The sequence below is a fragment of the Arthrobacter jinronghuae genome, assembly GCF_025244825.1.
Taxonomy (GTDB): domain Bacteria; phylum Actinomycetota; class Actinomycetes; order Actinomycetales; family Micrococcaceae; genus Arthrobacter_B; species Arthrobacter_B jinronghuae.
On record NZ_CP104263.1, the window covers coordinates 3,066,006 to 3,078,592 of the forward strand.

12 protein-coding genes are annotated in these 12,587 nt (G+C 68.2%); 3 read left to right on the top strand and 9 right to left on the bottom strand.

Annotated features, from left to right (window positions below):
• Positions 1-137: 137 nt before the first annotated feature.
• Positions 138-1,031: an oxygen-dependent tRNA uridine(34) hydroxylase TrhO gene (gene trhO, locus N2K98_RS14390; RefSeq protein ID WP_255864901.1), complete on the bottom strand. Its 894-nt coding sequence runs from the start codon at positions 1,029-1,031 to the stop codon at positions 138-140.
• 83 nt (positions 1,032-1,114) lie between these two features.
• On the opposite strand from trhO, the gene N2K98_RS14395 reads away from it, so the two are divergent.
• On the top strand, positions 1,115-1,768 hold the full coding sequence (locus N2K98_RS14395; RefSeq protein ID WP_255796841.1) for a GNAT family N-acetyltransferase: 654 nt from the start codon (positions 1,115-1,117) through the stop codon (positions 1,766-1,768).
• A 70-nt stretch (positions 1,769-1,838) separates the two neighbouring features.
• The gene (locus N2K98_RS14400; RefSeq protein WP_255864900.1) at positions 1,839-4,181 is read left to right on the top strand and encodes a DEAD/DEAH box helicase; all 2,343 of its coding nucleotides are present in this window, start codon (positions 1,839-1,841) and stop codon (positions 4,179-4,181) included.
• 17 nt (positions 4,182-4,198) lie between these two features.
• Here the strand turns inward: N2K98_RS14400 and N2K98_RS14405 are convergent, their stop codons facing one another.
• The 7 genes from N2K98_RS14405 to ssd all read right to left on the bottom strand — a co-directional run bounded on the left by N2K98_RS14405 (position 4,199) and on the right by ssd (position 9,516).
• A complete protein-coding gene (locus N2K98_RS14405; RefSeq protein WP_255864899.1) occupies positions 4,199-4,810 on the bottom strand; it encodes a hypothetical protein in 612 nt (203 codons plus the stop codon).
• The gene (locus tag N2K98_RS14410; RefSeq protein WP_255864898.1) at positions 4,788-5,135 is read right to left on the bottom strand and encodes a TadE family type IV pilus minor pilin; all 348 of its coding nucleotides are present in this window, start codon (positions 5,133-5,135) and stop codon (positions 4,788-4,790) included. Before N2K98_RS14410 ends, N2K98_RS14405 begins: the two co-directional genes overlap by 23 nt.
• 56 nt (positions 5,136-5,191) lie before the next feature.
• Positions 5,192-5,557 carry a DUF4244 domain-containing protein gene (locus N2K98_RS14415; protein WP_255864897.1) on the bottom strand — a complete coding sequence of 122 codons (366 nt, stop codon included), beginning with the start codon at positions 5,555-5,557 and terminating at the stop codon, positions 5,192-5,194.
• A 147-nt stretch (positions 5,558-5,704) separates the two neighbouring features.
• Complete coding sequence (locus N2K98_RS14420; protein WP_255796835.1) at positions 5,705-6,337, bottom strand: type II secretion system F family protein; 633 nt, start codon at positions 6,335-6,337, stop codon at positions 5,705-5,707.
• Positions 6,334-7,101, bottom strand: coding sequence for a type II secretion system F family protein (locus N2K98_RS14425; protein ID WP_255864896.1), 768 nt, complete (start codon positions 7,099-7,101; stop codon positions 6,334-6,336). The genes N2K98_RS14420 and N2K98_RS14425 overlap by 4 nt, the downstream gene beginning before the upstream one ends.
• A gap of 7 nt (positions 7,102-7,108) precedes the next feature.
• Positions 7,109-8,341: a TadA family conjugal transfer-associated ATPase gene (locus tag N2K98_RS14430; RefSeq protein ID WP_308219815.1), complete on the bottom strand. Its 1,233-nt coding sequence runs from the start codon at positions 8,339-8,341 to the stop codon at positions 7,109-7,111.
• A gap of 2 nt (positions 8,342-8,343) precedes the next feature.
• Complete coding sequence (ssd, locus tag N2K98_RS14435) at positions 8,344-9,516, bottom strand: septum site-determining protein Ssd (RefSeq protein ID WP_255864895.1); 1,173 nt, start codon at positions 9,514-9,516, stop codon at positions 8,344-8,346.
• Between the two features lie 225 nt (positions 9,517-9,741).
• Between ssd and N2K98_RS14440 the strand changes: the two genes are divergently transcribed.
• On the top strand, positions 9,742-12,183 hold the full coding sequence (locus N2K98_RS14440; RefSeq protein ID WP_255864894.1) for an alpha/beta fold hydrolase: 2,442 nt from the start codon (positions 9,742-9,744) through the stop codon (positions 12,181-12,183).
• A gap of 7 nt (positions 12,184-12,190) precedes the next feature.
• On the opposite strand, the gene N2K98_RS14445 is transcribed toward N2K98_RS14440, so the two are convergent.
• Positions 12,191-12,457 (bottom strand): hypothetical protein, encoded by a 267-nt coding sequence (locus tag N2K98_RS14445; protein ID WP_229950329.1) that lies wholly within the window; start codon positions 12,455-12,457, stop codon positions 12,191-12,193.
• Positions 12,458-12,587 lie beyond the last annotated feature (130 nt).

The following is a 12,587-nucleotide window of genomic DNA, read 5'->3' on the forward strand; positions in this document are numbered from 1 at the left end:
GCCCGATCCCGGCGTGCCCGGCAGACGCCGGTTCCGGTCAGGCCTGTTCCGGACATCAGCGCCCGTGCCCGCGATGCTAACAACGCCGGGTGGGGAAGTATAGAGGCAGTTAGGGGCGGCCTAAGTATTTCCGGAGGTCACCCGTCGCAGCCGTCAGGGCAGCGGAGCGTGGCGGGGTCCGATGCGCAGTCCGCGCAGTACAGGGTCAGCTTGCGGCAGGACGGGTTGGAGCAGTTCTCGAACTTGCTCGTGGGAGCCTGGCAGCGCACGCACTGGCCGATGGTCACGGCGTCGTCCGTGAACTCCGTGTGCATCCGCTTGTCAAAGACGTAGAGCGAACCCTCCCAGAGGCCCTTGTCGCCGTAGGTTTCCCCGTAGCGGACAATGCCGCCCTTCATCTGGTAGACCTCGGAGAACCCGCGGTTCACCATGAGGCTGGAGAGCACCTCGCAGCGGATGCCTCCGGTGCAGTAGGTGACCACCGGCTTGTCCTTGAGGTCGTCGTACTTGCCAGATTCCAGTTCGGCGATGAAGTCATGCGTGGTGGAAACATCGGGCACCACGGCGCCCTTGAACTTTCCGATCTGTGCTTCGAAGGCGTTGCGCCCGTCGAAGAAGACCACTTCCTCGCCGGCCTTTTCCTTCTCCTCCACCAGCTGGTGGAGTTCTTCGGGACGCAGGTGCGTTCCGCCGCCGACCACGCCGTTCTCGTCCACCTTCAATTCGCCCGGTGCGCCGAAACTCACTATCTCGTTGCGCACCTTCACGCTCAGGCGCGGGAAATCCTCCGCCGAGCCCTCGGAGTACTTGATGTCCATCTTCTTGAAGGCGGGATATTCCCGGGTGGCCTTCGCATAGGCCTTGACGGCGTCCAGCTCACCCCCGACGGTGCCGTTGATGCCGTCCTGCGAGATCAGGATGCGCCCGCGCAGGCCCAGCTTTTCGCAGAGTGCGCGCTGCCAGAGGCGGATTGCATCCGGGTCGGGAAGGGGAGTGAAAGCGTAATACAGTGCGATTCGGTTCAGTGCCACAAGATAAGGGTAGACCGAGGCAGGCATCCGCATTTCATCTCCGATGCATACCGTTCGCACCGGGTGGCCGCTAGTGTGCATCTATGAGAGCGCTGGATGACGATTTGCTTGAGACCTGGGTCTCCGGGTGGGCCCAGGCGAGGGGGTACCGGACCCGTCATGAGGGCCGCTTCCCGGCTGCACTCCTGCATGACCGGACCAACGACTGGGAGTATTTCGCTCTCGAACCCTCCCATGACGAGTTCGCCGCCCTTGCTTCTTCCGCACGGCACAGCCCCACCCGGCTGTTCACCATCGTGACTACGCGGGTTCACGAAATCCACGGCGCGGCATCGGTGTACGGGATGCAGATCCGGTCAAGCGACGAGGTTTTGATGGCGGCCGATATGGCGGGCCAGGACATCGAGTACCCCGTGCTGCCGTGGGACGGCTATGAAACCGAAAGCACCCACGAGAACAAGGTGGGCACCGTAACGGTGCTCGACGCGGGGCAGCCGATAGCCGCCGGAAGGGTGGCCGTGATCGACGGTTACGCCGTGTTTGACCGGATCATCACCGAGCCTGCGTACCGGCGGCGGGGATTGGGAAGCTACGTGATGCGGGCATTGACCGCGCTGGCCCTGGAGGACGACGCCGACGCCGGACTGCTTATCGCCTCGCTGGAGGGGCAGGAGCTCTACCGGTACCTGGGCTGGGAGTCCCTCGCCGCCGTCGTCATGTTCGAGCCGCGGCTCTGATCTTCGCACCCCCTTTTCCCCCGGCAGTGAACATGCGTGCCCGCGGATTTCCGGGTGGGAGAATGAGCACGTGGCTCTTCATGATTCCCTGATTCCGCTGCTGGGCGGCGGCGCCGAGCCCGAGCAGCTGATGCACGTGCACCACATTCCTGCGCGCCGTGCCGTTAACGCGCCGTGGCCCGAATGGGCGCACCCCGACGTCGTTGCCGCCTACCAGCGCCGCGGCATCCACGAGCCGTGGGCGCACCAGATGGAAGCTGCCGAAGCCGCGCACAGCGGGCAGCACACGATCATTGCCACCGGCACGGCTTCGGGAAAGTCGCTGGCTTACCAGCTGCCCGTCCTCGACGCGATCCACCGGACTTCCCTCGATGACCGCGCCACGCTGGAGCCCTCCGGCGCCGTCGCACTGTATCTGGCCCCCACCAAGGCGCTGGCCGCCGACCAGCTTGCCGCCGTCAAGTCGCTGCAGCTGCCCACGGTCCGGGCCGAGACGTACGACGGCGACACGGACACGGGTGCCCGGCGCTGGATCCGGGACCATGCCAACCTGGTGCTCGCCAACCCGGACATGCTGCACTTCGGCGTCCTGCCGAACCACGCCTGGTGGGCGCGGTTCTTCCGCCGCCTGAAATACGTCATCATCGACGAGGCACACAGCTACCGCGGGGTCTTCGGTTCGAATGTCGCCAACCTGATGCGCCGGCTGCGGCGGATCTGCCGGTACTACGGTGCCGATCCGGTGTTCATCGGCGCCTCGGCCACGTCCGCCGAACCGTCGGATTCCTTCAGCCGGCTGATCGGTGCGCCGGTCACTGCAGTGACGCAGGACCGTTCACCGCACGGGTCCACCACGGTGGCCTTGTGGGAGCCGCAACTGACCGAGCTGAAGGGCGAGAACGGAGCACGGTCGCGGCGCACGGTGGTGGCAGAGACCGCCGATCTGCTCGCCAACCTGGTGGCAGCGCAGGTCCGCACCATCGCCTTCATCAAATCCCGCCGCGGTGCCGAAACCATTGCCACCATCACCCGGCGGCTGTTGGACGAGGTACATCCTTCCCTGCCGGACCGGGTAGCGGCCTACCGTTCCGGTTACCTGCCCGAAGAACGGCGGGAGCTGGAACGGCGGCTGCGCAGCGGTGAACTGCTGGGCATCGCCAGCACCTCGGCGCTGGAACTGGGCATCGACATTTCCGGGCTGGACGCTGTGCTGGTGGCCGGCTGGCCGGGCACCCGCGCATCGCTGTTCCAGCAGATCGGCCGGGCCGGGCGCTCGGGCCAGGACGCACTGGCCGCGTTTGTGGCCAGCGACGATCCGCTGGACACCTATCTGGTGCACCATCCCGAGGCCATTTTCGACATTTCGGTGGAAGCGACGGTCTTCGACCCGTCCAACCCGTACGTGCTGGGACCGCATCTATGCGCTGCCGCAGCCGAGCTGCCGATAACTCCGGACGAGCGGGAACTCTTCGGTCCCACCGCGGGCGGGCTGCTGGAGCAGCTGGTGGACCAGGGCTATCTGCGGCGCCGGCCCTCCGGCTGGTTCTGGACGCATCCGGAAAGCGCCGCGTCCATGGTCAATCTGCGGGCCGCCGGCGGCGGGCCGATCAACATCGTCGAGACCGAAACGGGCACGCTGCTGGGCACCATGGACTCCCCGCAGGCGCAGTACCAGGCGCATACCGGCGCGATTTACGTCCATCAGGGGCAGACGTTCCTGGTGGATGAGCTCAACGAGGCCGACCACTGCGCCATGGTCACCCGCACCAATCCGGAGTTCTACACCCAGGCCCGTGACATTACCCAGGTGGAGGTGCTGGAAACGGACCGCACCTCCGAGTGGAACGGCATCCAGGTCTGCTTCGGCACGGTGAAGGTCACCACGCAGGTGGTCTCCTACCAGCGCAAGGCCCTGATCTCGAACGAGATCCTCGGCGAGGAGCCGCTGGAGCTCGAAGCCAAGGAACTGTTCACCAAGGCCGTGTGGTTTGTCATCGATGAGAAGTTCCTCGTTTCGGCCGGGCTTGCCCCTGCCGATTTCCCCGGTTCGCTGCATGCCGCCGAACACGCTTCCATCGGCATGCTCCCGCTGGTGGCCACCAGTGACCGGTGGGATATCGGCGGGGTCTCCACGGCCCTGCATGCGGACACCGAGAAGCCGACCATCTTCGTGTACGACGGGCATCCCGGCGGTGCCGGCTTTGCCGAGCGCGGTTACGAGGCGGCCCGGATCTGGCTGGCAGCCACCCGCGATGCCATTCGTGCCTGCGAATGCGACGGCGGCTGTCCTTCCTGCGTGCAGTCCCCCAAGTGCGGCAACAAGAACAATCCGCTGGATAAGAAGGGCGCCGTTACGCTGTTGAACGTCCTGCTCGACCATGCGCCGGACGAGGCCCTGGCCCTTACTCCCTAGCCGGACGGCCGCCGGGCCTAGCCGGGAGGTCCGGCTCGTGCCCGGGCCACGGCAGGAACCGGCAGTGCGGGGACCTGGACTTCCGTTTCCACGGTGACGGTTCCGGAGCCGGGATCTGCGGTGCAGCCGCGCAGTGCAGCAGTGTTGCGCGCAGCCACCTCTCGGGCCACCCCGCAGGCATCGCCTGTGGTGTTAGCGGCGCCGGTTCCGGCACCGAGTCCGTCGTCAGCATCGAAGTTGCCGGCTTCAGACCCGCCGGCATCGAGGTACATGCCCGCGGAGGTTCCGAGCGGCAGCCCGCGCAGGGCATCCGCACCGGCCAGCGCTGCCAGATCCGCAGCCGTGGCGGCCCGGACAGCAGCCACGGATGCCTGCACCATCACCAGTGCAACCACGGAAAGCCCCAGCAACACCATGCAGATCGCGAGCGCGGTAACCGTTCCCGCTCCCCGGTCATTCGGCTCGGCGTTGACAGGTGCCGCCCTGCCTTTCCCGTCGCAGGCTCCGGCCATAACGTGGGCTCCAACCACGGCTGCGGTGTCACTTTGTGCCCCGGCCGCAACGTCGGCATCGCCCAGGACTGCTGACCCAGGATCGGCTTGACCTTTACCCGGTGGACGGAACGCCATTCGGCAGGCCTCCGTCCCCGGGAAAAGCTACGGCGTCGGCTGAAAGTTCCAGCGGGAGCAGGCTCAGCACGGGCAGGGTCAGGGAACTGCGAACCTCCACGGCCGTCCAGTGCCCCTCAGCAGAGAGGATCAGCTCGGCCGAATCTCCGGCCAGCCGCTGAACGGCAGCCGCCGCGGCGGGTTGATCTGCGCGCATGACCTCGCGTGCCGCCGCCCGGGCGGCTTCCTCCAACCGAAGCTGGGTGATACCTGCCGAAATACCGGTCAATCCTCCGACCAGTACAAGCACGATCGCCGGCAGCGCCACCGCAAATTCGGCTGTCACCGCTCCCCGGTCGCCCTGTTTCGAAGCCTTTCTCCCGGCGCTCTTGGCCTGCACTCCTACCCCAGGGTCAGTGCGGATCGGATGAGCGAGACGAGCATGCCTCGGACCTCGTCGCCGCCCAGGATGATGGCCAGCAGACCGGCAAAGGCAACGGCGGCCAGCGTGGCAATGGCATATTCGGCCGTGGCCATACCGGCATCCCGGTCGGTCCACGGCGGATCCACTGGTGCCTGCGGTTCCGGCAGCGGCTTCACCAGTGTCAGGCGGGGCTTATCCGCGGCCGTGTGCCCGGACAGGCTGTACACCCCGTGGCTGCCGTCCGATTCCGGGTTCGGGCAGGTTGGCCCCGGCCCTCCCCCGTCCATGTCGGGGCGGGCAGCGGCTTGGGATGGTGCGGAGACGGATCTGGTGCTGAGCGGCATGTGTCTTTCCTCCTGCTGAAAGGGTTTGTCATTTGATCCTGCCTCCGGCCGCCGGTTGCAGGCCGCGGCCTCTACACCGGTGGGGACAACCCCGGTCCGGCGGTGGCTTGTGGAGGAACGAACAGGGACGTTGCCCTGCCGAACCGGTTAGGTCCACCCCGGAAGCAGAGACATCAGCAGCGGCACCACGGTCAGCGCCACAAACGCGGGCAGCGAACACAGCCCCAGCGGCATCACCAGGCGGACCCCGAGCGCAGCTGCCCGCCGTCTGCTCTCCGTCTGCCGGCGCCGCCGAAGGGCGTCCGCCTGGGAATGAAGCACCGCAGCTGACGGGGCCCCCGTAACGGCCGTGAAACGCAGGGCCGGGCCGAGTGCCGCGAGTGCCGAGACCTGTCCGGTTGGTACCCTGCCGACACGGGATATCTGTTCTGCACCCGATGGCTGCGTTCCGGTGGAAGCGGAACCGGCGGACAACTGCCACGAGGCATCCCAGGGAATTCCGAGGTCCAGCGCCTGCAGGAGCCGGTCGAGGTCCCGGGACGTAGCCGGGTCCACACCGTCGCGCAGGATGGCCAACGCCGAGGGCAGCGGTTGTCCTGCTTCCAACATTGCCGCAATCAGGTCCAGCATCAGCGCGGGGTCGCCGGTGCTGCCCTCCGGCCGGGGCACGCTCCTCTGTCGGAGATGCTGCCGGAGGTGCTGCTGCCGCGGATGCCCGCCGGCTCCGGTCAGGAGCAGGGCAGCCGTCGAGAGGAAAGCGAACACCAGCAATCCGGTCATCCGTAATTGCCCTGAATCGGAGTCTGGGCGTTCCGCACCAGCCGTGAAGACCAAAAACGCCCTGCCAGCCAGAACCCGGTTCCGGCTGCAGCCGCGAGCCACCCCAACGGTGTCGCGGTCAGGATCTGCAGCGGGTTACCGCCCAGCAGGTAGCCCAGGAATATCCCGCCGCCCGGCAGCCAGGTCAGGAGCCGCACGGTGGCCCGCGGGCCGGCCATTGCCGCCTCCCGGTCCGAGGCGGCGTCACGGGCAGCTTCCAGTTGTCCGGCATACCGGCTGAGCACAGCGGCCAGCGGGGCGCCGCTCCGCTCCGATACCCGCAGGCAGACAGCCAAACCGGACCACAGCTGCTGCAGCGCCGGATCCGTTTCCCCGCCGTCCGGATGCTCCGCGGCGGCAAGCACCGGCACCGGGCTAAGGCCCAACGCTGCCGACGCCGCGGCCGACTGCAGCACCGGGAAAAAGGGGTGAACGGAGGTCTCCGCCGGACCCGGCGCTTCATACAGTGTGGCTGCGTCCGCCCAGATCCGATGGGCCGAGCGTCCCGCTGCCAGCAGCCCCGCCAGTTCCCGCACGAGCAGCGCCGGGGCATCACCGTCGAGCCCCGGGGGACGGTGCCGACGATTCCGACGGTGCCGTCGGAGAAGCTGGCCTTCCGTTCTGCGTGCAGCCAGGCGGCCGGCAACCGGCGGCCGGAGCGGCGGAAACCCGATTGTCAGGGCCGATGCCACGGCAAGGAGCACTGCGACGGTCAGCCCTGCCACGCCGACGCTAACTGCCCGCCGGCGCTGATCCGGCACCGTTGTCAGCGGCTGCCCGTACCTCCAGCCGCCGTTCGAGCTCCGCCCACCCGCTGCCGCGCCGGTATTCCCCTCCGCTGAGGACCAACGCAGGAACGGCAGTCAGTTTCCCGTCGGCGATCACCAGGACCGCGATCTCCGAAATGGTGCGGGTGCCGGCGGACCGGTGCAGATGGACCACCACGTCCAGTGCTGCTGCCGCCTGCAGCGCCACTGCTTCGGGCGCCATGCCCGCAAGTGCGCCTAACGCCGCCAACCGGGCCGGCACCCCCGCGGCCGAGTTGGCGTGAATGGTTCCGCCGGCTCCGTCATGGCCGGTGTTCAGCGCTGCCAGAAGTTCCCGGACCTCGGCTCCCCGGCACTCACCCACCACCAGGCGGTCCGGCCGCATGCGCAGGGCCTGCCGCACCAGTTCGGCTTGATCCAGCACCCCGCTGCCCTCCACGTTTCCGTGCCGGCTCTGCAGGCCCACCACATGAGGATGGTCCGGTTCCAGTTCCGCGGCGTCTTCCACCAGCACCAGCCGTTCCTGCGGTCCGCTGAGGGAAAGCAGCGTGGAGAGAAGCGTCGTTTTCCCGGTGCCGGTGGCTCCGCTGACGAGGAAGTTCAGGCGTCGGCGGACAATGGTTCGGAGCAGGGCTTCACACTGCGGGTCCAGGGTTCCGCCGCGTGTCAGTTCCGCAAGGGTGAAGGACCTGTTCCGGTGAATGCGGACCGACAGGAGCGTAGACCCGGTGGAGACCGGGCGGAGCACTGCATGCACGCGGTAACCCTGCAGCTGGACATCAACGCAGGGACAGGAATCGTCCAGCCGCCTGCCCCCGGCCGCCACCAGGCGGGTGGCAAGGGCCTGCACCTCCGAGTCGGAGGCAAACCGGATGGCTGTCAGTTCCAAACCGCGGCCGGCATCTACCCAGACCCGGTCCGGACCGTTCACCAAGATGTCGCTGACGCCGGGAAGCAATGCCAGCGGCTGCAGCGGCCCCAGGCCCTGCAGCTCGGCACGCATGCGGTCCACCGCGTGCAGTGTCCCCTCCGAACCGAGCAACTGCCCGCTGGCCTGCACCGCCGCCGCCAGCCGTGCTCCTGTCACCGGTTCGGAGCGCGCCAGCATCCGGTCCCGCACCCGGGCCAACAGCGGATCCGGCCCAATCGGCTGACCCAGCCGTTGGCGGTGCACTCCGCCGCTTCCGGCACCGGACATACTCACGACGCCGCTCCAACCGGCCGGGGCAACACCGTCGCCAGAATCCGCTGTGACACGCGCCTGACCCGCGGCCGTCCCGCACCCGCCAGCACCTGGCCGTATTCCCGGCCGGTTCCCCGCTGGAAGGGCAGGTAACCGGACAGCGGCAACCCCAGGGCTTCGGCCACCAGGACTTCGTCCAATCCGTTCCCGAGGGGTCCGCGCACCACTACGTGGGCCGGCACCTCCCCGAGGTAAGCCAGCAACGCCTGCGCCCCCAGGACGCCGCCGGTCCGGCCCGGGACCACCAAGAGCACCTGGTCACAGAAACGCAGCAGCGACGCTGCCCCGACGGTCCGGCCTAAATCAACAACGGTCAGCTGATATCCGCTCCGCGCTGCCTCCACAACTGCCGCGGCAACTGCCTCATCAGCCGGAGGTATCCCTGCCCCCCTGCCCAGAAGTGAAAAGCCTGCGAGCGCCGGCAGCCCGGCCGCGAGCTGTACGGGATTCAGGCTGCCGCTCAGCCCCTCCAAGTCCGGCCACCGGATGCCCTCCAGCTCGGCAGCACCCAGGGCCCACTCCAAGCCGGTTCCCCAGGCATCTCCTTCCATCAACAGCACCGATTGGCCCGTCTCAGCGGCATTGGCGCTCAACCAGCAGGCCATGGTGGAGGCACCGGCTCCGCCTCCACCCAAGACGCCCAGGACCGTACCTCCGGAGAGGCTCCGCCGCCTGCCCAGAAAGCCGGCGAGCCAGCCGGCTGCTGCGGGGAGGACCGCGACCCGGCCTGCGGAACTTCCCGCAGCTGCGTCCCAGACGGTGGTGTCCTCCGCCAGGCTGACCACAATGACCTCGGGTTTCCCCGTTCCGGCCTGAACGGCTCCCGCGGCAGCGAGCACACGCCACGGTCCTCCCTGTTCGGCCAGGAACCGAAGGTGCCCGCTGCCCAGCAGCAGCAAGTCCGGCATTAAAGCCAGGGCCTCTGGGATGCCCGAAGCCACGGGAATTTCCACACCGGCAGCTGCAGCGACCCGGGCCACTTCGTCCTGAAGGGCCTGATCCTCCGCCACCAGCACAGCGACGACGGCGTCCCCGCCCGCTGTGCCCAGCAGCCGTCGGCCCGACCCGGTTTCCGGCAGCCGCCGGGTGCGTACCCGTGCGGCGCCCGGCGCACCTCGTTCCATGTCCATGCGCCCTACCGTCGCACCACGGACCGGTCAGTCCTATCCCCGAACCGAACCATCAGGGAAACTGCCGCCGGCAAGAAGGTTGTGGAGGAAAGGTCCGGCTCCATCGGCTACCGGCCGCGGAATCCGATAGGGTCGGCGCTAACCGGGAGCGAACCATCCGGCAGGAACGGTTCAGCACCGGCAACCCGGCACAACGGCGCGAAGCGGGAAGTTATGGAAACCGACATGGAACACCTGGACGTGCTGATCATCGGCGCCGGTCTGAGCGGCATCGGCGCCGCCTGCCGCCTGCGCATGGACCATCCGGGGCGCTCCCTCGCCCTCTTGGAGACCCGCGGCCGCCCCGGCGGCACCTGGGATCTGTTCCGCTACCCCGGAATCCGCTCCGACTCGGACCTCTACACCTTTGGTTATGACTTCCGGCCGTGGCGTGAAGAGAAAGCCATTGCCGACGGCCCCAGCATCCTGCACTACCTCAAGGAGACCGCCGCCGAATACGGCGTGGATTCCCTGATCCGCTACCACCACCGCGTACTCTCCGCGGATTGGTCCAGCCGGGACGCGCACTGGACCGTCACGGTGGAGCGCACGCACACGCCGGAACCCGGCCCTGACCTTGCCCCGGCCGAACCGGTGGGGACCGGGGAGATCCTGCAGCTCACCGCCGGCTGGATCTTCAATGCCGCCGGCTACTACCGCTACGGGGAGGGCTACGCGCCGGAGCTCCCCGACCGGGAACTGTTCGCCGGACCGATAGTGCACCCGCAGCACTGGCCCGAGGACCTCGACGTCGCAGGTAAGCGGATTGCCGTACTCGGCAGCGGCGCTACGGCCGTCACCCTGGTCCCGGCGCTGGCGGAGCTGGGCGCCCGCGTGACGATGGTCCAGCGCACGCCCACCTATATCCTTCCCGTTCCGGCGAAGGATCCCCTGGCCCGGCGGCTGCGCGGCGTCGTCGGCCCGGAACGCACCGGCCGGATCATGGCCGAGGTCAGCGCCCGCCGACAGCGGTACATCTGGGTGTTCTGCCAGCGGTGGCCGAATTTGGCCCGGAAGCTCATCCGCGGTATCCAGTCCCGCAAGGTCCCGGAGGGTTTCGAGCTGGATAAGCACCTGAATCCGCCGTACCGGCCCTGGGACCAGCGGCTGTGCGCGGTGCCGGACGGCGATTTCTTCACCGCCCTGCGCAGCGGCAGCGCAACCGTGGTTACGGGCCTGACCACGGGGTTTACCGAGCGCGGCCTCCGTCTGGCCTCCGGAGCGGAAGTGGAGGCCGATGTCGTGGTGACCGCCACCGGATTCACCATCCAGGTCCTGGGCGGTATGGAACTGAAGCTCGACGGCGTGCCGGTGAACCTGGCCGAGCACGTTGCCTACCGCGGAGTGATGCTCAGCGGCGTCCCCAACATGGCCTTCGCCATCGGCTACACCAACGCTTCCTGGACGCTGAAGGTCGGGCTGCTGACGCAGTGGTTCTCGCGCCTGCTTAGCTCCATGGACCGGCACGGCTACACATCGGCGGTCCCCGTGGCACCGCCGGGCATGCCCACCCGGCCGCTGCTGGACTTTGGCGCCGGGTATGTCCAGCGCAGCCTGTCGTCCCTGCCCCGGCAGGGCCTGCAGGCTCCCTGGCTGATGACCATGAACTTCCTGGCCGACCGGAGGGACCTGCAGAAGGGCGCACTGGCAGACGAGTACCTGCACTTCAGCGGCGACGCCGGCAGGGCCGGCGGTGCCGCGGGCAACGCCGGCCGGGCCGACGATTCAGCGGCAGACCGGTTCGTCACCCTCGAGTCCGGGCTGCGGCTGTGTTACCGGGTCGAGGGACCCGACGACGGCGAGCCGGTGGTCCTGCTGTCCGGTCTCGGCCTGGACCTGGCGGCGTGGCCGGCGGAATTCGTACAGGGCCTGGCTGCTGCCGGTTACCGCGTCATCCGGCCGGATAACCGGGACGCCGGCCGCTCCGGCCGGATGGATACACCCGCCCCCACGCTGCTGCGTCAGGCACTGGGCCGGCCGATGCCCGGCGCCTACCGGATTGAGGACATGGCCGACGACGTCGCGGGGCTGCTGGAGCATCTGCAGGTGGGCCGGGCACACATGGTGGGGATGTCGCTGGGCGGCATGATCGCCCAGTCCGTGGCCGCTCATCACCCGGACCGCGTCCTGACCCTGACCTCCCTCATCTCCACCACCGGAGCCCGGGATGTGGGCGCCGCAGCTTTCTCCACCAAGCGCCGGTTCGCGGCGCGGCCGCCGCGGACCCGGGAGGAGTTCATCCGGGCGCGGGTAGCTCTGATGCGTCATCTTGCCGGGCGGACCCACCCGGCGGATCCGGCAAGGGAAGCCGAACTGGCCGGCAAGGCGTGGGACCGCGGAGCCTATCCGGACGGCGGGACGGCCCGGGCACGGCAGCTCGGTGCCATCAATGCCTCCGGCGACCGCACCGAGGCCCTGACCGGAATCCGGGTTCCGACCCTTGTAATCCACGGCGACCGGGATCCGATTGTGCATCCCAGCGGAGGCGCGGCGACGGTGGCCGCGATTCCCGGTTCACGGCTGGCCACGATCCCCGGTATGGGCCACTACTTCTCCCCCGCGGTGGTGCCCGAACTGCTGAGGCTCGTCACCGGGCATCTGGCTGCCCGCACGGTGGATTCCGTCTGAGTCTGGGCTAGTTGCCCATCCCGGGCTGCACCGGAACAACATTGATCTTGTTGGCGCCGGGGAAAACCTTCTTCGGTACGCGGGAGAAGCCCTTGGCATCCAGATGGTTCTTGGCACGGAAAACGGCCACGGCGTCGTCGTACGCCTGGTTCAGCCGGGCGCCGGTGAGCACTTCGCTGGTGCCGTCGCTGAAGCGGACCGCGATGGAGGCCGAGGCCGGGAAATGCCGGTCCATCCGAATAAAGCCGTCATTGTCCTGCTGAAGAGTGATCAAGTGGTTCCGCCCTGAGAGTTGGTGAGCTTCCAGTCTCCCCTATCGCCGCGCCGCCGGTTTCCCGGGCCCGGCGCGGCAAAGGAGCGGCTAAGCAGCGGCAAATCACCGTGCTGCCCGTTCCGGGTGAGAA